At 73.7% G+C, this 22,207-nt stretch carries 20 protein-coding genes and 1 riboswitch; of the genes, 12 read left to right on the top strand and 8 right to left on the bottom strand.

Annotated elements, in window-relative coordinates; all coding sequences use genetic code 11:
* Positions 1-339: 339 nt before the first annotated feature.
* A complete protein-coding gene (locus tag J2S44_RS41835) occupies positions 340-1,158 on the bottom strand; it encodes a TspO-related membrane protein (protein WP_310429055.1) in 819 nt (272 codons plus the stop codon).
* Positions 1,159-1,212: 54 nt separating this feature from the next.
* Here J2S44_RS41835 and J2S44_RS41840 point away from each other — a divergent pair, with 54 nt between their 5' ends.
* Both J2S44_RS41840 and J2S44_RS41845 read left to right on the top strand, forming a co-directional pair.
* Complete coding sequence (locus tag J2S44_RS41840; protein WP_310429057.1) at positions 1,213-1,659, top strand: MarR family winged helix-turn-helix transcriptional regulator; 447 nt, start codon at positions 1,213-1,215, stop codon at positions 1,657-1,659.
* A 522-nt stretch (positions 1,660-2,181) separates the two neighbouring features.
* Positions 2,182-2,742: a DUF4184 family protein gene (locus J2S44_RS41845; RefSeq protein ID WP_310429059.1), complete on the top strand. Its 561-nt coding sequence runs from the start codon at positions 2,182-2,184 to the stop codon at positions 2,740-2,742.
* Between the two features lie 473 nt (positions 2,743-3,215).
* Here the strand turns inward: J2S44_RS41845 and bluB are convergent, their stop codons facing one another.
* Positions 3,216-3,863: a 5,6-dimethylbenzimidazole synthase gene (bluB, locus tag J2S44_RS41850; RefSeq protein WP_310429061.1), complete on the bottom strand. Its 648-nt coding sequence runs from the start codon at positions 3,861-3,863 to the stop codon at positions 3,216-3,218.
* 36 nt (positions 3,864-3,899) lie between these two features.
* Positions 3,900-4,103, bottom strand: a riboswitch (cobalamin riboswitch).
* Between the two features lie 349 nt (positions 4,104-4,452).
* On the opposite strand from bluB, the gene pgm reads away from it, so the two are divergent.
* From pgm to J2S44_RS41865, 3 genes are all read left to right on the top strand, one after another.
* Positions 4,453-6,096 carry a phosphoglucomutase (alpha-D-glucose-1,6-bisphosphate-dependent) gene (pgm, locus tag J2S44_RS41855; RefSeq protein WP_310429063.1) on the top strand — a complete coding sequence of 548 codons (1,644 nt, stop codon included), beginning with the start codon at positions 4,453-4,455 and terminating at the stop codon, positions 6,094-6,096.
* 287 nt (positions 6,097-6,383) lie between these two features.
* On the top strand, positions 6,384-6,707 hold the full coding sequence (locus J2S44_RS41860) for a YciI family protein (RefSeq protein ID WP_310429065.1): 324 nt from the start codon (positions 6,384-6,386) through the stop codon (positions 6,705-6,707).
* A complete protein-coding gene (locus J2S44_RS41865; protein WP_310429067.1) occupies positions 6,704-7,945 on the top strand; it encodes an RNA polymerase sigma factor in 1,242 nt (413 codons plus the stop codon). The genes J2S44_RS41860 and J2S44_RS41865 overlap by 4 nt, the downstream gene beginning before the upstream one ends.
* Positions 7,946-7,969: 24 nt before the next feature.
* On the opposite strand, the gene J2S44_RS41870 is transcribed toward J2S44_RS41865, so the two are convergent.
* Entirely contained in the window at positions 7,970-8,881 is a 912-nt protein-coding gene (locus tag J2S44_RS41870; protein ID WP_310429069.1) for a hypothetical protein, read from the bottom strand.
* A gap of 63 nt (positions 8,882-8,944) precedes the next feature.
* Here J2S44_RS41870 and J2S44_RS41875 point away from each other — a divergent pair, with 63 nt between their 5' ends.
* Positions 8,945-9,658 carry a class I SAM-dependent methyltransferase gene (locus J2S44_RS41875; RefSeq protein WP_310429071.1) on the top strand — a complete coding sequence of 238 codons (714 nt, stop codon included), beginning with the start codon at positions 8,945-8,947 and terminating at the stop codon, positions 9,656-9,658.
* Positions 9,659-9,774: 116 nt separating this feature from the next.
* Here J2S44_RS41875 and J2S44_RS41880 read toward each other — a convergent pair whose 3' ends face one another.
* From J2S44_RS41880 to J2S44_RS41890, 3 genes are all read right to left on the bottom strand, one after another.
* Positions 9,775-10,416: an alpha/beta fold hydrolase gene (locus tag J2S44_RS41880; RefSeq protein ID WP_310429073.1), complete on the bottom strand. Its 642-nt coding sequence runs from the start codon at positions 10,414-10,416 to the stop codon at positions 9,775-9,777.
* A 49-nt stretch (positions 10,417-10,465) separates the two neighbouring features.
* Positions 10,466-12,010 carry a PstS family phosphate ABC transporter substrate-binding protein gene (locus J2S44_RS41885; RefSeq protein ID WP_310429076.1) on the bottom strand — a complete coding sequence of 515 codons (1,545 nt, stop codon included), beginning with the start codon at positions 12,008-12,010 and terminating at the stop codon, positions 10,466-10,468.
* A 105-nt stretch (positions 12,011-12,115) separates the two neighbouring features.
* A complete protein-coding gene (locus tag J2S44_RS41890; RefSeq protein WP_310429078.1) occupies positions 12,116-12,673 on the bottom strand; it encodes a TetR/AcrR family transcriptional regulator in 558 nt (185 codons plus the stop codon).
* Positions 12,674-12,724: 51 nt separating this feature from the next.
* Here J2S44_RS41890 and J2S44_RS41895 point away from each other — a divergent pair, with 51 nt between their 5' ends.
* Both J2S44_RS41895 and J2S44_RS41900 read left to right on the top strand, forming a co-directional pair.
* Positions 12,725-13,609 carry an alpha/beta fold hydrolase gene (locus J2S44_RS41895; protein WP_310429080.1) on the top strand — a complete coding sequence of 295 codons (885 nt, stop codon included), beginning with the start codon at positions 12,725-12,727 and terminating at the stop codon, positions 13,607-13,609.
* Positions 13,610-13,727: 118 nt separating this feature from the next.
* Positions 13,728-14,567, top strand: coding sequence for an acetoacetate decarboxylase family protein (locus tag J2S44_RS41900; RefSeq protein WP_310429082.1), 840 nt, complete (start codon positions 13,728-13,730; stop codon positions 14,565-14,567).
* A gap of 52 nt (positions 14,568-14,619) precedes the next feature.
* Here J2S44_RS41900 and J2S44_RS41905 read toward each other — a convergent pair whose 3' ends face one another.
* Complete coding sequence (locus J2S44_RS41905) at positions 14,620-16,059, bottom strand: family 43 glycosylhydrolase (protein WP_310429084.1); 1,440 nt, start codon at positions 16,057-16,059, stop codon at positions 14,620-14,622.
* A gap of 116 nt (positions 16,060-16,175) precedes the next feature.
* Here J2S44_RS41905 and J2S44_RS41910 point away from each other — a divergent pair, with 116 nt between their 5' ends.
* A complete protein-coding gene (locus J2S44_RS41910) occupies positions 16,176-16,709 on the top strand; it encodes a GNAT family N-acetyltransferase (protein ID WP_310429086.1) in 534 nt (177 codons plus the stop codon).
* A 122-nt stretch (positions 16,710-16,831) separates the two neighbouring features.
* Entirely contained in the window at positions 16,832-17,173 is a 342-nt protein-coding gene (locus J2S44_RS41915) for a hypothetical protein (RefSeq protein WP_310429088.1), read from the top strand.
* Between the two features lie 16 nt (positions 17,174-17,189).
* On the opposite strand, the gene J2S44_RS41920 is transcribed toward J2S44_RS41915, so the two are convergent.
* A complete protein-coding gene (locus J2S44_RS41920; protein WP_310429090.1) occupies positions 17,190-19,712 on the bottom strand; it encodes a DEAD/DEAH box helicase in 2,523 nt (840 codons plus the stop codon).
* A 213-nt stretch (positions 19,713-19,925) separates the two neighbouring features.
* On the opposite strand from J2S44_RS41920, the gene J2S44_RS41925 reads away from it, so the two are divergent.
* Together J2S44_RS41925 and J2S44_RS41930 are read left to right on the top strand one after the other, a co-directional pair.
* Positions 19,926-21,218: a GlnX family signal transduction membrane protein gene (locus J2S44_RS41925; RefSeq protein ID WP_310429092.1), complete on the top strand. Its 1,293-nt coding sequence runs from the start codon at positions 19,926-19,928 to the stop codon at positions 21,216-21,218.
* The gene (locus J2S44_RS41930; protein ID WP_310429094.1) at positions 21,215-22,207 is read left to right on the top strand and encodes a glutamate ABC transporter substrate-binding protein; all 993 of its coding nucleotides are present in this window, start codon (positions 21,215-21,217) and stop codon (positions 22,205-22,207) included. Before J2S44_RS41925 ends, J2S44_RS41930 begins: the two co-directional genes overlap by 4 nt.

Consider the following 22,207-nt stretch of genomic DNA (forward strand, 5'->3'; position numbering starts at 1 on the left):
ATCGCATCCTAGGAGGCTGGATTGATTCCTCGAGCGAGGGAAGCGGATCGCCTGGCCGCGCCGAGCCCTGCGCGGTCAGGTTCGCGCTGCTACCAGCGCGAACCGCGAGCAACGCGAACCGCATCGCGCTGCTCGCGGCCCTGCGGTTTGGGAAGTCCTTCGACGCCGGGCGAGATGCTTCCGGCCGGGCGAACGCGAGCAGCGCGGGCCGCGTCACGCTGACACCAGCGCGGCCCGTAAGCGATGCGGGGCGGCATCGGTGCCGAACCGGACTCGCCGAAGTCTGCACATCCTCAGATCGATGAGGCAGGGCGCCTCGGGACGCTACGCGCCGGGCTCTCATGGAGTCCGGCTTCGGCGCCGGGCGTCTCGGTCAAGGTGCCGCCGGCGCCGAGCGTCGAGGTGCCGCAGGCGCCGGGTGCCGGTGCCGGTGCCGGTGCCGGAAAGGGTGGAGGCGTGGGCGGCGGCGAGGGCGACCGTGGTGGCGCCGAGTGCGGCGGCGAGGCGGACCGGGCGCGGGCGGGAGCCGGTGAGCGCGGTGGTGAGCAGGCCCCAGCCGGCGGCGAGGGCGAACGGCAGTGCGCCGCGCCGGCTGGCGGCGACCCCGGTCGCCAGCGCGGTGGACGCGGCGAGCAGACCGGCCGCGCACGCGGCCACCGTACCGTGGGAGGGTTTTCCGGGAACCGTGACCGCGGCGATGTTGACGGTGCTGGCCAGCGCGGTCCAGCCGAGGAGCAGCCCGGTGCTCGCCGGTGTCAGGGCCAGCGCGCCGCGGGCCGGGCCGGCGTCCTGCAGCCGGATGTGCGCGGTCGCGGCGCACGCGGTGGCCAGCGGCAGCAGGTATGGCGTGTAGCGGAACCGGTCACTCTGTGCCGCGACCGACCAGGCCGTGTTCGCGGCGTACGCGGCGGCCAGCGGCCATCCGGCGCGCCGGCTGACCGGGTCACCCCGGCCGGTCGCGCGACACTGCGCGACGGTCGACGCGGCGGCGCCGGCGAAGATCGGCGCCCAGACCCAGAAGGCGTACGCCGGAGGTGTGATCACCGTGTCGTACCGGCGGGTCTGCTCGCCGGCGCCGAAGACCGCGCCGAGCGTGGGCGTGGCCACGAACGCGCCGGTGGCGGCGGCGAGGGCCAGTGAGCGGATGCGGTCGTCCATGGATACCTCACATCGTCGGTAGCTTAGTTTCTAAGCCATCGTATGCTCTTCCGCATGTCTGAGCATCCGCCCGCCACGGACGATCTGGCGTGGGCCGTGCACCACCTCGCCGTCGCCGCCGCCGAACTCGACGCGGCCATCGCCCGCCGGATGGGTCTGACCGGGGGTGACTACCTCGCGCTCAAACACCTGTCGATCTCCGGCGACCCGATGGGACCGGTCGAGCTCGGCCGGCTGCTCGGCATCACGTCCGGCGCCGCGACCGGCCTGGTCGACCGCCTGGAACGGCACGGCCTCGCGGAACGGCGACCGCATCCGACCGATCGCCGCCGGCAGACCGTGGTGATCACGCCGCACGCACGGCAGCGCCTGGTCGACGAACTCCGACCACTCGCGGACGACATCGCCGGGGCCTCGGCCGCACTCACCGGTCCGCAGCGTCGCACCGTGACGGACACCCTCGGCCGGCTCGCCGACCTGCACCGCCGCCACGCGCGCTGAGCGCACCGCCGGGCCGGGCGGGCCCAGCGGATGCCCGAAATTCCGGGCGCACGCCGGAGAACGGCGCTCGCCGCGATCCGGCGCATGACCGAGATGGCGCATGACCGAGGCGGCGCATGACCGAGGCGGCGACACTCGTCCGGCCTCCCGACGGACGCGCGCTCCCGGCGCGTGACCGGCGTTCGGCGCGCGTCATGCCAGCAGCACCGCCGCGTGCCGGCCCTTCCGCGCGTGCCGACGTTCCCCGTATACCGGCGTTCCCCAGTTCATGCCAGCCTCCCGGCGTGCGTCTGCCTCCCGGCGTGTGCCTGCCTTCCGGCGTGCGCCTACCTTCCGGTGTGCCGGGAGACGCGGAGGCTGGCGCGAACGCACGCCGCGCAGTCGAGATCGAACCGCCGCCACCGGAAACGGCACAGCGCGCGTGCGGAAGCCGCGGCCGAGCACACTGACGGCCGTCTCGTACCACTGTGGACCGCCCGATCCGCCCGCAGGATCGGTGACACCCGCCGTTAGGGTCCGGGCATGCCGTTGACGTTTCCCTCGCATGCCGCGCTGCCGTTGCCGTTGAAGCTGTGGCGGCCGCGCTGGTTCGACGGGGTGGCGCTGGTGGTCGGGTCGGCGTCGCCGGACCTGGCGTACGCGCTGGACGGCACCGCCCTCGAGGCGGTCAACGGCACGGCGCTCTACCAGGTGGCGCACGGACCGGCCGGGCTGCCGCTGTTCTGCCTGCCGGTGACGCTGGCGTGCGCGGTCCTGGTGCGCCGGGCCGCACCGGTCGTCGCCGCGCACCTGCCCGCGCGACCGGTGTGGCTGGCGGCCCGCGACTACGGGGTGCTCGGTGCGAGCCGGCCGGCGTTCCTGGTCACCGTCCTGTCGGCGCTGGCCGGTGCCGCGTCCCACCAGGGGTGGGACGCGGTCACCGACCACGCGCCGATCGCCGACCTGGCGTCGACAGTCGGTGGCGCGATCGCCGCGCTGCTGCTCGCGGTCCACATCGGGCGCCGCCGGCTGCTGCACGCCTGGCACGGTGATCCACCGGCCGTCACCACCCGGCCGGGCCTGTTCTGGGGGTCGCCGCGCTGATCGCCGTGGCCGGCGCGGCGCTCGTCTCCCGGTTGCCGGGCGCGTTCCTCGTGCACACCACGGGTGCCCGGCTGAATCGGCGTGTTCGCGCTCTCCCTCCTGGGCGCGGCCGCGCTGCACGCGGCTCTGACCCGGGTGCGACGCACGCGGCACCGATCCGGCGCGCCCTTCCGCCCCGCCCCGCCGCAGCTGACCGCACACCCGGCACCGATCCGACCACGCACCAGCCGACCACGCCCCGACTGACAGCGCCCTCCGGCACCGAGCCGGCGGCCAACCCCGGCCGACACACCGCTGCCGACACCCCGGCCAGCACACCCCGGCCGACACACCGCGGCCGGCACCGAGCGGCGGGGCGAGCGGAGCAGGACCCGCGCGGGGACGGGCTCAGCCCGCCCCCGTGCTGCCGAGGCAGAGCCGGAAGGACCCGGGCGAACGGCGACCGGGGCGGGCCGGGCAACCGGCCTCGCCGGCTATCGCGGGGCGGGCTCGCTGTGGGTACCCCACCGGTCGTCGTGCCGGGCGAGGCGCAGGGGGCGGCGGTGGCGCCAGCCGTGGCGTTCGAGGTCGGGTGTGTCCTCGAGGTGGGTGACCGGGCCGACGCACAGCCAGGCGATCGGCCGGATGGTGGCCGGGATGCCGAGCAGGTCGCGGACGAACTCCTCGCGGTAGAACGACACCCAGCCGACGCCGAGCCGTTCCGCGGTCGCGGCCAGCCACAGGTTCTGCACGGCGAGGCAGGCGGAGTAGAGCCCGGCGTCCGCGATCGCGTGCCGTCCGAGCACGGCCGGGCCGCCCCGGTCCGGGTCGTAGGTGACCACGATCGACAGCGTCGACTCCAGCACGCCGTCGATCTTGATGCGGGCGAACCGGGCCGCCGCGTCCGCGTCCAGCGTGGCCGCGAACACCTCGCGCTCCCGGCGTACGTGGTCGTGGAACCCCTCCCGGGTCGCGCGGCCGCGGACGATCACGAAGTCCCACGGCTGGGACAGTCCCACGCTCGGTGCCGCGTGTGCGGCGCCGAGCACCCGGTCGAGCACGGCGTCCGGTACCGGTTCACCGGTGAACTGGCCGCGGACGTCCCGGCGACGGTGGATGATCTCGTACAGGTCATGGTTCACGGCAGGCTCCCGCTGCGGTCCGGCCCCGGGCATGCCGGGGTCATCAGGCGCGAGGCCGGTCTTCGGACTCCCGGATCGTCACCTCACCGCCCGCCTTCCCAGCCGGTCAGGGCCAGTGGCCGCGCGTACGCGCATGGGCGGCAGCTCCCCGGTCACCGCGGCGGGCCCGTGCCGGATTCACACCGGCTTCCCGATTCTCCCCGCCGTCGCCGGCCGGGCACCTCGCAACAAAGTTCGTGCCATCCGGCACCCTACCCGCCCGCGAGGACCAGATCACAAGCCCATCCGGCGGTACGTACGCGCGTGCGCCCTCCCCGGCCGGCGAAAGCACGCGAGCACTCAGATGACCACCCGCGCACCACGACCAGGGTGATCATTGACCGATGCGAAAGTGAGGTCGTCCGGCCCTCGCGACGACCTTTTCGCATCGGTCGATGATCGCCGCGGCACGCCGCCCAGCGGTGAGCGCGGGCGGGCCGGTGTGGGCCCGGGTGGTGACGTGATCTCGGGGGTGTGGCGGGCGGGTGACGCGGGTGGACATTAGGGTCGAGGCAAGACGTCCTCATGCGCGAAACCCGAGGAGACCGCCGTGTCTGTTCACCCCCGTGCCGGCCAGCCCGCGGAGCCGGGCGACCTGATCGATGTGGCGGAGTTGCTCGCCGCCTATCGCGACCGGCATCCGGATGTGAACGTGCCCGCGCAGCAGGTGGCGTTCGGGACGTCCGGCCATCGTGGGTCGTCGCTGAATTCCGCGTTCAACGAGGACCACATCGTGGCGATCAGCCAGGCGATCTGTGAGTACCGGGAGGAGCAGGGCGTCGACGGCCCGCTGTTCATCGGGCGGGACACGCACGCGCTGTCCGAGCCGGCCACGACAAGCGCGGTCGAGGTGTTCGCGGCGAACGGCGTGACCGTGCTGCTGGACAGCCGGGACGGGTTCACGCCGACGCCGGCGCTGTCGCATGCGATCCTGACCGCGAACCGCGGCCGGCGCACCGGGCTCGCGGACGGTGTGGTCGTCACGCCGTCGCACAACCCGCCGGCGGACGGCGGGTTCAAGTACAACCCGCCGAACGGCGGCCCGGCCGACACGGACGCCACGAAGTGGATCCAGGACCGGGCGAACGCGCTGATCGCGGACGGGCTGACCGGGGTGCGCCGGATGCCGTACGCGCGGGCGGTCAACGCGGACACCACCGGCCGGTACGACTATCTGGCCTCCTACGTGGACGACCTGCCGTCCGTGCTCGACCTGGACGCGGTGCGCGACGCGGGCGTGCGGATCGGCGCGGACCCGCTCGGCGGCGCCAGCGTGGCGTACTGGGGGGAGATCGCGGACCGGCACCGTCTGGACCTGACCGTGGTCAACCCGGAGACGGACCCGGCCTGGCCGTTCATGACGCTGGACTGGGACGGCAAGATCCGGATGGACTGTTCCTCGCCGTACGCGATGGCGTCGCTGATCGGCAAGCGCGACGCGTACCAGATCGCCACCGGCAACGACGCGGACGCGGACCGGCACGGCATCGTCACGCCGGACGGCGGCCTGATGAACCCGAACCACTATCTCGCGGTCGCGATCCAGTACCTCTACGGCTCCCGGTCCGGCTGGTCCGCGGACGCCGCGGTGGGCAAGACGCTCGTCTCGTCCTCGATGATCAACCGGGTGGCCGCGTCGCTCGGCCGCCGGCTGGTCGAGGTCCCGGTCGGCTTCAAGTGGTTCGTCCCCGGCCTGCTCGACGGCTCGGTCGCGTTCGGCGGCGAGGAGAGCGCCGGCGCCTCGTTCCTGCGCCGCGACGGCTCGGTCTGGACCACCGACAAGGACGGCATCCTGCTCTGCCTGCTCGCCTCCGAGATCCAGGCGGTGACCGGCAGGTCGCCGTCCCAGCACTACGGCGAGCTGGTCGCGCGGTTCGGCGCGCCGTCCTACGCGCGGATCGACGCGCCCGCCACCCGCGAGGAGAAGGCGGTCCTGGCCAAGCTCTCCCCGTCCCAGGTCACCGCGACCTCGCTGGCCGGCGAGCCGATCACGGCCACGCTCACGTCGGCGCCCGGCAACGGCGCCGCGCTGGGCGGCCTGAAGGTCACGACCGAGAACGGCTGGTTCGCGGCCCGCCCGTCCGGCACCGAGGACGTCTACAAGATCTACGCGGAGTCCTTCAAGGGCGACGACCACCTGGCCCAGATCCAGGACGAGGCGCGCGAGCTGGTGTCGGCGGCACTGAAGGCCTGACCCGCCGGAAACCCGGGCCCGGATCTTCCCACCTCCGTCGTGGGCGCGCCGGGCGTGCTCCCGCGGGCCAACCCGCGGCGTCCTCCGACTCCGCCGGCGCTCCGCTCCGGCCGCCGCGGCGGAGCCGGTCACGCCGTGGTCACCGGCGAGCACGCCGGCGGCGCGGCCGGTCACGTCCCGGCCGCGCCCCGATTTTCCCGGGGGCGGTGTCGGATCGGGGCGGCCGCGTTCGTGGAAGGGGTGAGAGGCTGCCACGAGGGCGCCGGACGTACGGGAGATGAGCCGACATGCAGTACCTGGTTTCCGTGATCGACGACCGGACCGGCTCCGCGACACCGGTGGAGACGGCGGCGATCACCACGTTCAACGAGCGGGTGCGGGCGGACGGCAACTGGGTGTTCGCCGGCGGGCTCGCGGCACCGGAGACCGCCACCGTGATCGACAACCGGGGCGCGGCACCGGTGTTCACGGACGGGCCGTTCGTGGAGACGAAGGAGTTCATCGCCGGCTTCTGGATCGTCGAGGCGCCGGACCTGGACGCGGCACTCGCGACCGCGGCGGACGGTTCGCGGGCCTGCAACCGGCGGGTCGAGGTGCGGCCGTTCCTGTGACCGGCCCCGATCAGCCCGGTGCGGCCGAGGCGGTGACGCGGGCGCACCGGGCGGAGTGGGCGTGGGTGGTCGCGGCGCTGGCCCGGCGCTTCGGTGACCTGGACGTGGCGGAGGAGGCCGCGGCGGAGGCGTTCGCCACCGCGGTCGAGCGGTGGCCGGCCGACGGCGTACCGCCGAATCCCGGTGCCTGGCTGACCACCACCGCGCACCGGAAGGCGATCGACCGGATCCGGCGGGAGAGCCGGCGCGACGAGAAGCACCGGGAGGCGCGGATGCTCCACGACGACGAGCCGGCCGCGCCGACCGGGGCGATCGACGACGACCGGCTCCGGCTGATCTTCACGTGCTGTCATCCGGCGCTCGGGCCGGAGACCCGGATCGCGCTGACGCTGCGCATGGTCGGCGGGCTCACCGTGGCGGAGATCGCGCGCGCGTTCCTGGTGCGGGAGACCGCGATGGCGCAGCGGATCACCCGGGCCAAGACCAAGATCAAGGCGGCCCGCATCCCGTACCGGGTGCCGTCCGCCGCCGACCTGCCGGAACGCGTCTCCGGCGTCCTCGCGGCGCTGTACCTGATCTTCAACGAGGGCTATCTGGCGACCGGGCCGGAGACGCCGCCGGTACGCCAGGAGCTGACCGCGGAGGCGATCCGGCTGGCCCGCCTGGTCCGTTCGCTGCTGTCGGCGGACGGTGAGGTTGCCGGCCTGCTCGCGCTGATGCTGCTCACCGAGGCGCGCCGGACCGCCCGCGTCTCGGCGAGCGGCGAGCTGATCGCGCTCGGCGAGCAGGACCGCGGCGCCTGGGACACCGAGTTGATCGAGGAGGGCCACCGGCTGCTGGTCGAGCGCCTGGCCACCGGGCAGCCGCCCGGCCGCTACCAGCTCCTGGCGGCGATCAACGCGGTGCACACGGCCGCGCGGGACGTGCGCGACACGGGCTGGACGCAGATCGTCGCGCTCTACGACCGGCTCGCCCACCTCGACCCGTCGCCGATCGTGGCACTCAACCGCGCGGTCGCGGTCGCGGAGCTGGACGGCCCGGACGTGGCGCTGGCCGCGGTCGACCGCCTCGAGGAGCCGCTGGCCGGCTACCACGCGTTCCACGCGACCCGCGCCGACCTGCTGCGCCGGCTCGGCTGGAGCACCGACGCGCGCGCCGCGTACGACCGGGCGATCGCACTGGCCGGCAACACGGCCGAGACCGCGTACCTGACCCGCCGCCGCGACCAGCTCGGATGACGCCGCGCCCCGGCCCGGGGCGGGTCAGGCCGGGTGCGGCGCGCGGCGGGCGACGCCGGCCAGGAGGTCGGCGACCTGCACGCGCGGGTCGGTGCGGGAGTCGGCCATCACCAGGCCGGCCAGCGGTGACCGGCCCGAGCCGTCGGCCAGCGCGGCCTGCAGGCGGCGCAGCCGGGTGGCGGTGAGCGCGCTCTGCTCGTCGTGCGTGACCAGCACCTGCCGTCCGCCGCCGGCCCAGGTCAGCACGGTCTCGGCCAGCGCGGGCAGCAGCGGTTCGAGCGGCGGCGGGATCGCCGGGTCGTCGTCGCGCCGGTGCGGCAGCTCCCGGGCCCGGCCGGCCTCGATCGCGGTGAGCACCGCGACGGCCGCCGGATCCGTCACCGCCCGGAGCAGCGTGTCGCGGGCGTGCAGGAACCGTTCGGCGGCGCCGGGCACGCGCCGCTTGGTGCGCACCAGATCGACGAACGCGCCCAGGAACGCGGGCCAGCCGGGCCCGGCCGCGCGGCCACCCCGGTGCAGCGCCTCCGCCTCCCGCCGGTACGCCCGGGCCAGCCGGGTGCCGCCGACGTAGGACGGCTCGCCGAGCAGCAGGTCCACCACGCGGGTGACCAGGAAGAACTCTTTGTCGAGCAGGTGCACGTGCGCCCGGCCGCGCAACGCGTCCAGCAGCCACCGGCGGGCCGCGGGCGCGTCCGGGCCGCGCAGCAGGCCGCCGGACTTCAGCTCGTGCGGTGAGCGGCGGAACTCCGACCGCAGCGCCTCGATCAGCGCGACCGCCTCGTCCACGCGGAGGTCCACGCTCGCGTGCGCGATCACCGGCATGCCGGGGTGCAGCAGGTTGGTGCCGGAGAACCCGGACTCGTCGCAGGCGATCTCCACCACCGCGCCGGTCAGCGTGCCCGGAGCCAGCAGCCCGCCCTGCAACGGCGTCCTCACCCCACCATGGTCGCCCGTGCGTCAACCCGTTTCGGGCGGCGCCGGGCGCGGTACGCTCGGCCGATGTTCTCGCCGCAGGGACCGTCGCTGCGCGAGCTGGCCGGGCAGGCGCTGACGTCGGTCGAGCGCGGCTACGACCTGCTGGCGCCGAAGTTCGACCACACCCCGTTCCGTACGCCGGACCCGCTGCTCACCGCGACCGCGGACGCGCTGCGCCCGCTCGGCCCGTTCCGCGCCGGGCTGGACGTCTGCACCGGCACCGGCGCCGGCCTGGGCGTGCTCGGGCCGCTCTGCACCGAGCGGGTGACCGGTGTGGACTTCAGCGCCGGGATGCTCGCCCGGGCCGGCGCGGCCCACCCGGACGCCACGGTCGTCCGGGCCGACGCGCGGGATCTGCCGTTCGACGCGGAGTTCGACCTGGCCGTCACGTTCGGCGCGCTCGGCCATTTCCTGCCGTCCGAGCGTCCCGCGCTCTTCGGCGGCGTGCATCGCGCGCTGCGGCCCGGCGGCCTGTTCGCGGTGCCGGTCGGCACGCCGCCGCCGCCGACCTCGCCGGCGTACTGGGTGACGGGCGGCTTCGACGCGGCGATGCGGGTGCGCAACGCGTTGTGGCGCCCGCCGTTCGTCATGTACTACCGGATCATGACGCAGCCCGCGATCCAGGCCGCGCTGACCGCGGCCGGTTTCGCCGTCGACGCCGTCGACCTGCCCGCCCTCGGCAACCGCCGCGACGGCACCCCGCACTACCGCCTCCTCCTCGCCCGCACCCCCGCCTGACCGGCGCGGATCAGCGCGGATCAGCGCGGACCAGCGCGGACCAGCGCGGACCAGCGCGGACCAGCGCGGATCAGCGCGGATCAGCGCGGATCAGCGGGCCGGCTCGGGCGAGAAGATCAGCCGAGGTAGGCGATCAGCCGGTCGGCGAGCTGGACCGGGTGGCTGAGCGCCACCGCGTGGCCGCCGTCGATCTCGTCCGGGACGACGCCCAGCCGGTCCGCGGCCACCCGGCGCTGGAACTCCGCCGGGAAGAACCGGTCCGCGCGGGCGATGAGCACCGTCGTCGGCACGTCCGGCCACGCGGCCAGCGGCCACGGCTCGGCCCACTCCGCGCTGACCTGCTCGCGGACGTGCGCCGGGGCCTCCGCGACGACCGCGTCCGGCACGCCGTCGAAGAACTGCTCCGCCTCGCTGAGCCCGGCCGGCGCCCGGTGGCCGGTGTTGCCCCACCAGTCGGCCGGCGACTCGCCGGGGCTCGGGATCATCGGCGTGAGCAGCACGATCCGCCGCACCGGCAGCCGGCCGGCGATCAGCGGCGCGGTGAACGCACCGTACGAGTGCCCGACCACCACGAGCTCGCTCCGGCCGCCGACCGCGCCGGCCACCGTCTCCCGGAACTCGGCGAACCCCGCGGCCCGGTCGCCGATCGGCAGTTCCGGCACCACCACGTCGTGCCCCCGCGCGGTCAGCTCCGGGACCAGCCGATGCCAGTCCCACGCGCTGCCGCCGCCACCGTGGATCAGAACGAACGTCGCCATGCCCGGAAGCCTCGCACACCCGGCACGCCGGACGCGGGAGAGACGGCGGTCAGTTGCCCTTGCTGCACAGCCCCTGCGGCACGCTGCCGACCTGGACGCACGGCGGGTAGCCGAGCTGCTGGATCTCGTCGGCCTGGTCCGCGTCGACCAGGAAGCCGGCGAACGACCGGGTCAGGTCCGCGGTCTCGGCGAGCGGTCCGTGGCTGTAGAGGTACTCGACGGTCCAGATCGGATAGCCGTCGTTGAGGTCGTCCAGCGTCGCGCCGAGCCCGTCGACGGTGAGCTGCGTGACCGCGGTCCCGGCGGCGACCGCGTTCGGCATGTCGACGTAGCCGATCGCGCCCTCGTACCGGGAGACCGCGTCGATGACCGCGCCGGTGCTGCTCACCTCGCAGATGATCGGGGCCTCGACGGCCGCCTCGGTCCGCGCGGCCGCGCAGCTGTTGACGGTGTTGCCGGCCGGCGGGTCGCCGTCGAGCAGCAGCTTCTGGATCACGGTGCGGCTGCCCGACGTCGAGGTGCGGCCGACCACGCGCACCTCGGTGTCGGGGCCGCGGGTGCCGTCCGCCAGCGTGATCTCGTTCCAGTTCGAGACGTCGCCGCGGAAGACCTTCGCCAGCTCGGCCCGGGGGACGTCGGTGACCGGCAGCGCCGGGTGCACCACGAAGCTGAACGGCACGACGGCGAGCGTGCCGGCGATCTCCACGTTCGGGAACTCGCCGCCGCCGTCGAACCGGCCGTCCGCGAGCGTGAGCCGGCGCGGGCCGTCCTCGGGCGGCGCGTTGTCGAGCTCGTTGAGGCCCTCGATGCTGCCGGACGCGTCGACCGTGATCCGGGAGCCGCGGCACCGCTCCATGTACTGCCCGGCGAGCGTCCGGACCGCGTCCGCGAACGCGCTGGACCCGTTGACGGTGAGCTCGCCCTCGGCGCACTCGGCCCGCGGGTCCGGTGGCAGCCCGACCAGCAGCACCGCGACCAGCGCACCGGCCAGCAGCGTGCTGAGCCCGGCGCCGATCAGCGTGCTGCGGCGCAGGCGGCGGCCGTCGCTGTCGAGGAAGATGCGGCCGTTGCGGAGGATGCCGTTCGTCTGGACCGCGGGCTTGCCGGTGCCGCTGGTGTGCTCCAGCAGCGCCACCAGCTTGAACTCGCTGCCCGGGTTCAGGTGCACCCGGGGCAGCACGATCCGGTTGTCGTGCACCTCGAAGCCCTCGCCGGTGAGCAGGTCCTGCAGGTCCGGCGGACGCGCCTCGGTGACGTCCACGGTGACCAGCCGCCGGTCGGTGCCGGGGAACGTCAGGCCGAGCCGGTGCACGTAGTCCTGTTCGGTGATCGAGCTGCGGCCCACGTTCTTGATCCGGGCGACGACCATGCCCGGGTCCGGGATCTCGGTGTGGTCCGGCCCGATGAGGCGCACCACGTTACCGGCGTCCGGCGGGTCGAACCCGAGCCGGGAATTGAACCGGACCCGGAACGACAGCATCTTTTCCCGGCGCGTGCGCAGATAATTCAGCGCGGTGCCGCCGCCGATGACCACAAGCGCGACGAGCAGCCCGTACGGCCCTTCGAGCAGCCAATCCAACGCGAGACTCGGCACGGCGCACCCCGTTCGTTAACCTGCCGTTCGTGAATTGTCGACCCGTCGTTGTGCATTGTCCTGAATCGACACGTCACAACGTATCCAACGGCGGCAAGAATGCAACTAAAGGCTTTTCAGGTGCCGGTCCACGACGGCCAGCGCGTCCGCGTGCGACAGGGCGCCGGTCAGCACCGCCGGCCGCAGCCCGTCGAGCAGCGCGGCGAGCCGCCGGGCCTCGGCCGCCGGGTCCGGCACACCGGTCGCGTCGAGCATCGTGCGCAGCGCGGCGGCGAACCCGGCGAAGGCCGGCGCGAGCGCGGCCGCGATCTCCGGCCGGACCGCGGCGCGGGACACGAACGCCACCGCGACGCACGCCTCCCGCCGGCTGGTCTCGTCGTAGGGCAGGTACTCCGCCGCGACCGCGCGCGGGCCGCCGTCCGCGCGGCGGGCGACCCGGGACGCGAAGCCGTCGTGCGTGCCGAGGCTCAGCCAGTGCCGCAGCGCGTACAGCAGCATCTCGTCCTTGGTCGCGAAGTAGTGCTGCACCTGGCCCATCGACACACCGGCCGCGGCCGCGACCTCGCGCAGCGACACCGCTTCCAGCCCGTGCTCCGCGGTGATCCGCAGCAGCGACTCGACGATGTGGCGGCGGCGGGCGTCGTGGTCGACCTTTCGTGGCATCGTCACACCGTATTACAATGCGATCGCATTGTAAAAACACGGGGAGGCACCATGAGGTACGCGTCCAACGGCGACGTCCGGCTCGCCTACGAGACGTTCGGCGACCCCGGCGGCGTACCGCTGCTGCTGATCATGGGGTTGGACTTCCAGATGGTGCTCTGGCCCGACGGGTTCTGCCGCATGCTCGCCGCCCGCGGCTTTCACGTGGCCCGGTTCGACAATCGCGACACCGGCCTCTCCACCCACTTCGCCTCGCCCACGGCGGAGAATCCGTTCCGGATGCTGTTCCGGGGCAGCGCCGCCCCGGCCTACACCGGTCTCGACATGGTCGCCGACGGTCTCGCCGTGCTCGACGCGCTCGGCTGGGCGTCCGCGCACCTCTGCGGCGCCTCGCTCGGCAGCGGTCTGGCACTGGCCACCGCCGCCCTGCACCCGGAGCGCGTCCGCACGGTCACCGCCGTGATGGGCGGGCCGCTCGGCCGCCGCCGCGACCTGCTGCGCTACGTCAACTTCGGCATCTTCCCGCGCGCCGCCCGGATCACGCACCCGCCGACCGACGCGGGCGCGATCGACACGCTGGTCGACCTGATCCGGCTGATCTCGTCACCGCACGCGCCGTTCGACGAGCCGTGGGCCCGCTCGGTCGCCACGATCAGCCACCACCGCTCCCCGCGCGACCCCGGGACCACCCGGCGCCAGACCGCCGCCGGGCTGCGGCTCGGCCCGGTCGCCCGCCGGTTCCGCGAGATCACCGCGCCCACCCTGATCGTCAACGGCGCCGACGACCCGCTGATCCGCCCGTCCGCCGGCGCGGCCCTGGCCCGCCGGATCCCCGGCGCCCGCACCGTCGTCCACCCCCGGATGGGCCACATCCTCCCGCCGCACGTCTGGCCGCTCCTCACCGACGAACTCGCGACCCGGGCCGGCCTGTCCTGAGCCGTGGGCACCGGTCACGTCCGTCGAGGACCCGGCGTACCCGCGCGGATGGCGTTTTCTGCGGTTCATCCCACTTCCGTATTGACATGCTCCAGTGTGGACGGTCAGCGTGTGGCGGGTGGAAGCGAATCGATTCCGGGAGGGCGACGACGTGAGCGGTGACCGGGTTCCGGTGCGGATGTCCGAGGAGGGGGTCGCACCGGAGGGCGCGCGGCCGGCCTTCACGCTCGACGAGGGGATGGCGGACATCAAGCGCCGGCAGAACCCCGCGAAGGTCAAGTACCGGAACGCGACGTTCCTGTCGGTGACCGTGCCGGTGGACCGGGAGCGAGCCGACAACCTGCTGCCCGCGGGCGTGCGGATGGCCCAGGACTCGACCGCGCTGGTCTTCGTCGCCGACTACCCGTGGACGAACTTCAACAGCACCTACCGCGAGGCGGCGATCTTCTTCAACGTCCGGCACGGGCCGTTCCGGGCGGCGCACTGCCCGTGGATCGTGGTGGACGACGACGTCGCGCTCATCGGCGGGCGGGAGACGCTCGGCTTCCCGAAGAAACTCGCCGAGATCGACTGGGCCGTGGCGGACGGCGTGGTGACCGCGACCGTCCGCCGGCGCGGGGTCGAGCTGCTGTCGATGACCGGCACGATCGGTGACGAGGTCGCCCGCGTGCCGCCGATCTTCAACCAGCCGTTCCGCAACGTGCTCGGCACGCTGGGGATGTCGGTGCCGCGACTGGTCACGTTCAGCACCGTGGACGAGCCGATCGAGCTGCGCGCGGCCGACGTGCGGCTCACGGTCGGCGGGTCGTACACCGACCCGCTCGACACGATCATCTCCGGTGCGCCGCTGGACGGTCACTACCGCCGGGTCGACATGCGCGTCGGCAGGCTGCCGGTGCCGGTGGGCCTGGTGTCGCCGACGTTCCTGATCCGGACCCACCCGCTGCGGGCGGTGTAGGACCGCGTGCGCACCGCCCCGGGCGGCGCGGACGGCGCCCGGGGCGGCCCGCTCACTCCGTCACGAACGTGGCGTCGGCCGGCGCGGTGGCACCGGTGACGGCCTGGACGTAGAGCAGGTTGTTCGCATGCCGGATGTAGCGGCCGGCGTAGTTCGACGACTCGAACGAGACCGCGGCCGGGTCGGCGAGCCCGGCGCGCTGGTAGAAGCTGGCGTCGCCGTTGAACAGCGCGGTGCCGTCGGCCTTCGCCACGAACAGCTCGAAGTTCCGGTGCCGCAGGTAGTAGCCGGGATAGTTGGTCGACTCCAGGCTGACCGTGCCGGCGCCGGCCAGGCCGGGCACCACCCGGAACTGCGAGTCGGCCAGGTTCGTCACGTTGCTCTCGACCCGGGCCCGGAAGTCCCAGTGCCGGACGTACTGGGACGGCAGGTTGTACGACCGCAGCCGCACCGGGTGCCGGCCGTCCGGGACCGGGATGCCGAAGTTCGGCGTACCGTCGGCGTTCCAGTAGATCTTCTGGACCCGGGTCCGCCGGTTCGGGTCGTTGAGCGGGTCACCGGTGATGTCCCGGTAGCTACGGTCGTGGTAGACCATGATGTCGCTCTGCCCGTCCTCGGACACCGTGAACGAGTTGTGCCCCGGGCCGTACTGGCTGGTGTTGACGTTGCTGGTGAAGACCGGCGTCTGGGTCTTGGTCCAGCTCGCCGGGCTGAGCAGGTTCGCGCTCGCGGACGCGGTGAGCAGGCCGAGGCAGTAGTTGCTGTCCGTGGCGCTGGCCGAGTAGGTCAGGAAGATCCTCCCGTTCCGCTGGATGACCGCCGGCCCCTCGTTGACCTGGTAGCCGATCTTCTCCCAGGCCAGCGTCGGCGCGGAGATGCTGACCGCGGCGGACGACAGCGTCCACGGGTTCGACATGGTGGCGATGTAGAGGCTGGTGTTGCTGGCCGGCAGGCTGTTGTCGTGCTGCGCCCAGAGCAGGTAGCGGGTGCCGTTGTTGACGAACGTGGTGGCGTCCAGCGCGAAGCTCTGCCAGCCGGTCTGGATCTGCCCCTTCTCCACCCAGGACGCGGTGAGCGGGTTCGCGCCGGTGCCCTCCAGCACGTACGGCCGGATCGCCCAGACGTCGTCGCCGCCGGCCGCGAAGTACACGTACCACTTGCCGTTGATGTAGTGGATCTCCGGCGCCCAGATGTGCGCGCTCATCGGGCCGTTGGCGTGCCGGGTCCAGATGGTCGTCTCCGCCGCGGTCGACAGCCCCTGCAGCGTGGTGGCGCGGCGCAGGACGATCCGGTCGTACGCGGGCACGGTCGCGGTGAGGTAGTAGTAGCCGTCGGTGTGCTTCCAGACGTGCGGGTCGGCACGCTGGGCCGCGATCGGGTTGGTGTAGGACACGGCGGGCGCGGCACTCGCCGGCGCCGCCGGTCCGAGCACCGCGAGCCCCGAGGCCACCAGGACGGCGGCGGCCGCGAGTCTTCCTGCGGTACGTCTCATCGAGGTCCTTCCGTACGGGAGCGAGATGTATCGATGAGTGTTAGCGCTCACATGGCGTGCGTCAAGAGCCGGGAAACCGGGCGCGGGTGCACCGCCCATGGTGCAGAATCGGCGCCGTGACGTCGCGACTGAGGCTCAGCGAGCCCGTGCCGGAGGATCTGGCGGAGATGTTCGCGCTCTACAGTGATCCGCTGGTCTGGGGCCCGGACCCGCTGAGCCGGCACGAGACGCCGGAGCAGACCGCGCGCACGATCTCCAACTGGCGTGCCGGGTGGGCGCGGGACGGGCACGGCATGTGGGTGGCACGCGAGCCGGACGGCACGTTCGCCGGCATCGGTGGCACGTTCGTCCGGTACGGCGTGGCCTGGAACCTCGGATTCCGGCTGCTCCCCCGCTGCTGGGGGCGGGGCTACGCGCAGGAGATCAGCGCGGCCGCGCGCGAGGCCGCCGCGGCACTCCGGCCGGAGCTGCCGATGACCGCCTACCTGCTGGAGGGCAACGACCGCTCCCGGCGTACGGTCGAACGCGCCGGCCTGAAGCGGATGTGGCGCGGCCCGGACGCCGGAAACCCCGACCCGGCCGCGATCCGCCTGCTCTACGCCGACCGCCCGCTGGACGCGGACGTCATCCGCGCACTCACCGACTTCTGAGCGGCCACCCGGCTTCCGGTGCGGCGCGCGGCGGCCGGCGTCCCGCCGCACCGGGGCGCGGCACGACTTCGAGGTCGTCGACGACGCGGGGTGACGGGCGGCCGGCACGGTACGGTACTGGCGTGGAACCCGTGACCTCCGCCGCCCTGGCCGCCACCGTCGTCCCGCTCGCGACCGGTGCGGCCGGTGCGCCCGGCACGGCCGCGTGGGCCGCGCTGGCCGAGTTCGCCGCCCGGCACGACGTCGGCGGCCCGGAGCTGGACGCGGTCGACGACGCGCCCGGCGACCCGGCCCGGGTGGCCGCGTTCGCCGACGCCCTGACCGCGCTCGCGGACCGCGACCCGGAGGCCGCGGCCTGGCTGCACCGCTGGCTGTCCGACGCGGACCGGATCGTCGACGTGCCGCACCTCCCGCAGACCGTCACCGACCCGGTCAGCGGCAGCGTCACCCGCCCGCAGGCCTGAACCGCGCGGCCGGGCCCTACATCCGGCTGACGTCCGTCACCGTGAGGACGGCGACGCCGGCCTCGTCGGAGGCGGTCAGGTCGACGACCGCGGTGATGGCCCAGTCGTGGTCCTCGGCGGGGTCGTCGAGGACCTGGCGGACGGTCCACTCGGTGCGGTCCTGGGTGATCTGGAGCAGCGCCGGACCGCGCGCGTCCGGGCCGGTGCCGATGTCCGCGTGCTCCTCGTAGTAGGGCGCGAGCGCGTCGGCCCAGGCGGCGGCGTCCCAGCCGGACTCGGCGTCGAGCTCGCCGAGCGCGGCCCACTGGTGCAGCGCGGCCAGTTCGACGCGGCGGAACATGGCGTTGCGGACCAGCACCTTGAACGCGCGCAGGTTGCGGGTGACGGCCGGCGGCTTGTCGTCGAGCTTCTGCTGCTCCACGAGGAGCGCGCCCGGGTTGCGCAGCCGCTCCCACTCGTCGAGCAGGGACGAGTCGACCTGGCGGACGAGTTCGCCGAGCCATTCGATCAGGTCGACGAGTTCCTCGGTCTTCGCGTCCTCCGGGACGGTCTGGCGCAGTGCCCGGTACGCGTCCGCGAGGTAGCGCAGCACCAGGCCCTCGGAGCGGGACAGGCTGTAGAACGAGACGAACTCGCCGAACGTCATCGCACGCTCGTACAGGTCGCGGACCACGGACTTCGGCGCCAGCTCGTAGTCGGCGACGTACGGGTGGCCCTGCCGGTAGGTCTCGTACGCGGCCTCGAGCAGTTCCGCGAGCGGGCGCGGGTGGGTGACCTGTTCGAGCAGTTCCATCCGCTGGTCGTACTCGATGCCCTCGGCCTTCATCGCGTTGACGGCCTCGCCGCGCGCCTTGAACTGCTGCGCGGACAGGATCTGCCGCGGGTTCTCCAGCGTGGACTCGATCACCGAGACGACGTCCAGCGCGTAGGACGGCGCCTCCCGGTCGAGCAGTTCCAGCGACGCGACCGCGAACGGTGACAGCGGCTGGTTCAGCGCGAAGTCCAGCTGCAGGTCCATGGTCAACCGGACCGTGCGGCCCTCCTCGTCCGGCGACGGGAGGCGCTCGATCACGCCACCGGCCAGCAGCGCGCGGTAGATGAGAATCCCGCGGTGCACGAGGCGGCGCTGCGACGCGCGGTCCTCGTCGTTCTCGGTCAGCAGCCGGCGCATGTGCGCGAACAGGTCGCCGCGCCGCGCGAGGACGTTCAGCAGCATCGCGTGCGACACCTGGAACGACGACGTGAGCGGCTCCGGCTCGGCCTCGACCAGCCGGTCGAACGTGGGCTTGCCCCAGCCGATCGTGCCCTCCGGCGGCTTCTTCTTGACCACCTTGCGGCGCTTCTTCGGGTCGTCACCGGCCTTGGCCAGCGCGCGCTCGTTGTCGATCACGTGCTCCGGCGCCTGCACCACGACGCGGCCGATGGTGTCGAAGCCGGCCCGGCCGGCCCGGCCGGCGATCTGGTGGAACTCGCGGGCGCGCAGCAGCCGGGTGCGGACACCGTCGTACTTGGACAGCCCGGTGAACAGCACGGTGCGGATCGGCACGTTGATGCCGACGCCGAGCGTGTCCGTCCCGCAGATGATCTTCAGGAGCCCGGCCTGGGCGAGCGTCTCCACCAGCCGGCGGTACTTCGGCAGCATTCCCGCGTGGTGCACGCCGATGCCGTGCCGCACCAGCCGGGACAGCGTCCGCCCGAAGCCGGCCGCGAACCGGAAGTTGCCGATCATCTCCGCGATGGCGTCCTTCTCGGCCCGCGTGGAGACGTTCACCGACATCAGCGACTGCGCGCGTTCCAGCGCGGCGGCCTGGGTGAAGTGCACGACGTACACCGGGGCCTGGTGGGTGGTCAGCAGCTCCTCGATGGTCTCGTGCATCGGCGTGGTGACGTAGCTGAACAGCAGCGGCACCGGCCGCTCGACCGAGCGCACCACGGACGTCGGCCGCCCGGTCCGCCGCGTCAGGTCCTTCTCGAAGCGGGAGACGTCACCGAGCGTGGCGGACATCAGGATGAACTGCGCGTTCGTCAGCTCCAGCAGCGGCACCTGCCACGCCCAGCCCCGGTCCGGCTCCGCGTAGAAGTGGAACTCGTCCATCACCACCTGACCGACGTCCGCGTCCGCGCCCTCGCGCAGCGCGATGTTCGCCAGGATCTCGGCCGTACAGCAGATGATCGGCGCGTCCTCGTTGACCGAGGCGTCGCCGGTCAGCATGCCCACGTTCTCCGCACCGAAGACCTCGATCAGCGCGAAGAACTTCTCCGAGACCAGCGCCTTGATCGGGGCGGTGTAGAACGTGGTGCCGTTGCGGGCCAGCGCCGCGAAGTGCGCGGCCGTCGCGACCAGGCTCTTCCCCGACCCGGTCGGCGTGTTCAGGATGACGTTGGCGCCGGAGACGATCTCGATCAGCGCCTCCTCCTGATGCGGATAGAGGCTCAGGCCCCGCTCCTGCGCCCAGAGACTGAAGATCTCGTAGAGCGAGTCGGGGTCCGCGGTGCCGGGCAGCCGGTCGGTCAGCGTGGTCATGGTGTCACCGATCATGCCTGGTCCGGTCACGCCCGCGCCAACCGGGCTTCACCACCCCAGAAGATCAACACCCCGCCTCCGGTACGGATCGCGGCCCCCGGCCCGCTCCGAGCCCGTCCACCACCCACGCGTCCGATCACGCTCCGTTCACTGTTGAACACGACGCCTACCGTGAGATTCCTACCGTGAGATCGAGGTCGGCACCCGGGAGCGGAGAGGGCTGAGGCCATGGTGATGACGGAGAGTCCACCCCGGGCCCGGGAACGGCTCACCGCCGGCCTGCGGCACACGCCCGGCCGGCTCGCGCTCTGGATGACCGTCCTGGTCGCGCTCGCGCTGCTGACCGGCCTGGCCGCGGTCACCGGGATCCGGCAGCGCGCCGCCCACATCGACACGCTCGCCACCCGGCACGGCCCGCTCACCATCGCCGCGCTCGACCTCTACCGGGCGCTCTCCGACGCGGACGCCACCGCCGCGTCCGCGTTCCTCACCGGCGGCCTCGAACCACCCGCGCTGCGCGACCGCTACCTCGCCGACGTGGCCGAGGCCGGCCGCGCGCTGACCGTGCTCGGCGCCGGCCTGACCGGCGCGGACGACGCCGGCGCGGCACACCTGGCCGTGATCGGCGCGCGGCTGCCGGTCTACACCGGGCTGATCGAGACCGCGCGCAGCCTGAACCGGCAGGGTCTGCCGGTCGGCGCCGCCTACCTGCGCGAGGCGAACGGCCTGATGCGCGCGGAGCTGCTCCCGGCCGCGCGCGGCGCCTACGACGACGCGGCCCGCGACCTGCGCGCGTCCCGCGACGGCGGCGGCGCGGTCCCCTGGCCGGCCACGCTCCTCTGCCTGCTCACCGTCGGCGCGCTGATCGTCGTGCAACGGCGGCTGACCCGGCTGACCCGCCGGGTGCTCAACCCCGGCCTGCTGGTCGCGACCGGCGCGGCCGGGCTGCTCACGCTCTGGCTGGTGGTCTCCGCGGCCGTGTCCGGCGCCCACCTCACCGCCGGCGGGGACGACGGCTCCGACCGGATGGAACTGCTGGCGGACATCCGGATCGCCGCGCTCCGGGCCCGCACGGACGAGGCGCTGACGCTGGTCGCACGCGGCTCCGGCGGCGCGTTCGAGCAGCACTGGACGGAGACGATGGAGTCGATCACCCGCGACGGCGGCGCGCTGGACTCCGCCCGCCGGCCGGCCACCGGCGCGGACGCGCCGCACCTGACCCGGGCCGGCGAGGCCGCGGACCGGTGGGTGACCGCGCACCGGGACCTGCGCGCGGACGACGACGGCGGCGACCACGCCGGCGCGGTGACGGTCGCACTCGGCGACGCGGCCACGTACTCGGCCGCGCTCGACGCCGCGCTCGGCGCCGCGATCGCGGCGGACGGTGACGTCTTCGCGGCCGAGGCCCGCCGGGCCGGCACCGCGCTGCGCCTCGCCGACCTGGGCGCGGGCGCGCTCACCGTACTCATGATCGTCGGCAGTGTGATCGGCGTGCAGCGCCGAAGGGCGGAGTACCGATGACCCGTCACCGTCGTCCCACCACCGCGCTCGTCGCGGCGCTGCTGACCGCCGCGGTGCTCGCCGGGTGTGCCACCGGCGGCGCGGGCCTGCCGGACGTGGAGACCGACGCGGGCGTGCCGATGCCGGCCGGCGCGCAGGACCCGGCGCCGCCGGTGTCCGCTCCCCCGGCCGGCGCCCGCGACTGCGACCCCCGGGCCAGTCTCCGGCCGTCCGGCGCGCTCCCGGCTCCGGGGCGGATGCCGGCCGGCAGCACGATGGCGGCCATCCAGGCGCGCGGCACGCTGATCGCGGGCGTGGACCAGAACAGCTACCGGTTCGGCTTCCGGGACCCGCTGACCGGTGACCTGTCCGGGTTCGACATCGACATCGCGCGGCGGATCGCGGCGGCGATCCTCGGCGACCCGAACAAGATCCGGTTCCGGACCGTCACGTCCAGCACCCGGATCGACGCGATCCGCGGCGGCGAGGTCGACCTGGTGATCGCGACCATGACGATGACCTGCGAGCGCTGGCAGCAGGTCAGCTTCTCCACCGAATACTTCACCGCCGGTCAGCGCGTGCTGGTCGAGCGCGGCTCCGGGATCACCGGCATGGACGACCTCGCCGGCCGCAAGGTGTGCGCGGCCGCGGGCAGCACGTCGATCCGGAACCTCGCGGCCCATCCGGCACGCCCGCTCCCGGTCGCGGTGTCCGGCTGGACCGACTGCCTGGTCATGCTGCAGCAGAACCAGGTCGACGCGGTCTCCACCGACGACGGCATCCTCGCCGGGATGGCCGCGCAGGACCCGCACACCGAGGTGACCGGCCCGGCGTTCAGCGACGAGCCGTACGGCATCGCGATCCGGCAGGGCAGTGACGACCTGGTCCGGTTCGTCAACGGCGTGCTGGAGACGATCCGCGCGGACGGCACCTGGACGCGCGCCTACGGCACCTGGCTGTCCGCGCTGAGCGACGACACCCCGGCGCCGCCGGCCGCGAGGTACCGGTGA

Origin of the sequence: Catenuloplanes niger, assembly GCF_031458255.1 — a bacterium.
Taxonomy (GTDB): Bacteria; Actinomycetota; Actinomycetes; order Mycobacteriales; family Micromonosporaceae; genus Catenuloplanes; species Catenuloplanes niger.

Bases quoted from the DNA above. Each gene is read 5' to 3' on its own strand.
- J2S44_RS41835 (WP_310429055.1), bottom strand. From the start codon at position 1,158: ATGGACGACCGCATCCGCTCACTGGCCCTCGCCGCCGCCACCGGCGCG.
- J2S44_RS41840 (WP_310429057.1), top strand. From the start codon at position 1,213: ATGTCTGAGCATCCGCCCGCCACGGACGATCTGGCGTGGGCCGTGCAC.
- J2S44_RS41845 (WP_310429059.1), top strand. From the start codon at position 2,182: ATGCCGTTGACGTTTCCCTCGCATGCCGCGCTGCCGTTGCCGTTGAAG.
- J2S44_RS41860 (WP_310429065.1), top strand. From the start codon at position 6,384: ATGCAGTACCTGGTTTCCGTGATCGACGACCGGACCGGCTCCGCGACA.
- J2S44_RS41875 (WP_310429071.1), top strand. From the start codon at position 8,945: ATGTTCTCGCCGCAGGGACCGTCGCTGCGCGAGCTGGCCGGGCAGGCG.
- J2S44_RS41880 (WP_310429073.1), bottom strand. From the start codon at position 10,416: ATGGCGACGTTCGTTCTGATCCACGGTGGCGGCGGCAGCGCGTGGGAC.
- J2S44_RS41890 (WP_310429078.1), bottom strand. From the start codon at position 12,673: ATGCCACGAAAGGTCGACCACGACGCCCGCCGCCGCCACATCGTCGAG.
- J2S44_RS41895 (WP_310429080.1), top strand. From the start codon at position 12,725: ATGAGGTACGCGTCCAACGGCGACGTCCGGCTCGCCTACGAGACGTTC.
- J2S44_RS41905 (WP_310429084.1), bottom strand. From the start codon at position 16,059: ATGAGACGTACCGCAGGAAGACTCGCGGCCGCCGCCGTCCTGGTGGCC.
- J2S44_RS41920 (WP_310429090.1), bottom strand. From the start codon at position 19,712: ATGATCGGTGACACCATGACCACGCTGACCGACCGGCTGCCCGGCACC.
- J2S44_RS41925 (WP_310429092.1), top strand. From the start codon at position 19,926: ATGGTGATGACGGAGAGTCCACCCCGGGCCCGGGAACGGCTCACCGCC.
- J2S44_RS41930 (WP_310429094.1), top strand. From the start codon at position 21,215: ATGACCCGTCACCGTCGTCCCACCACCGCGCTCGTCGCGGCGCTGCTG.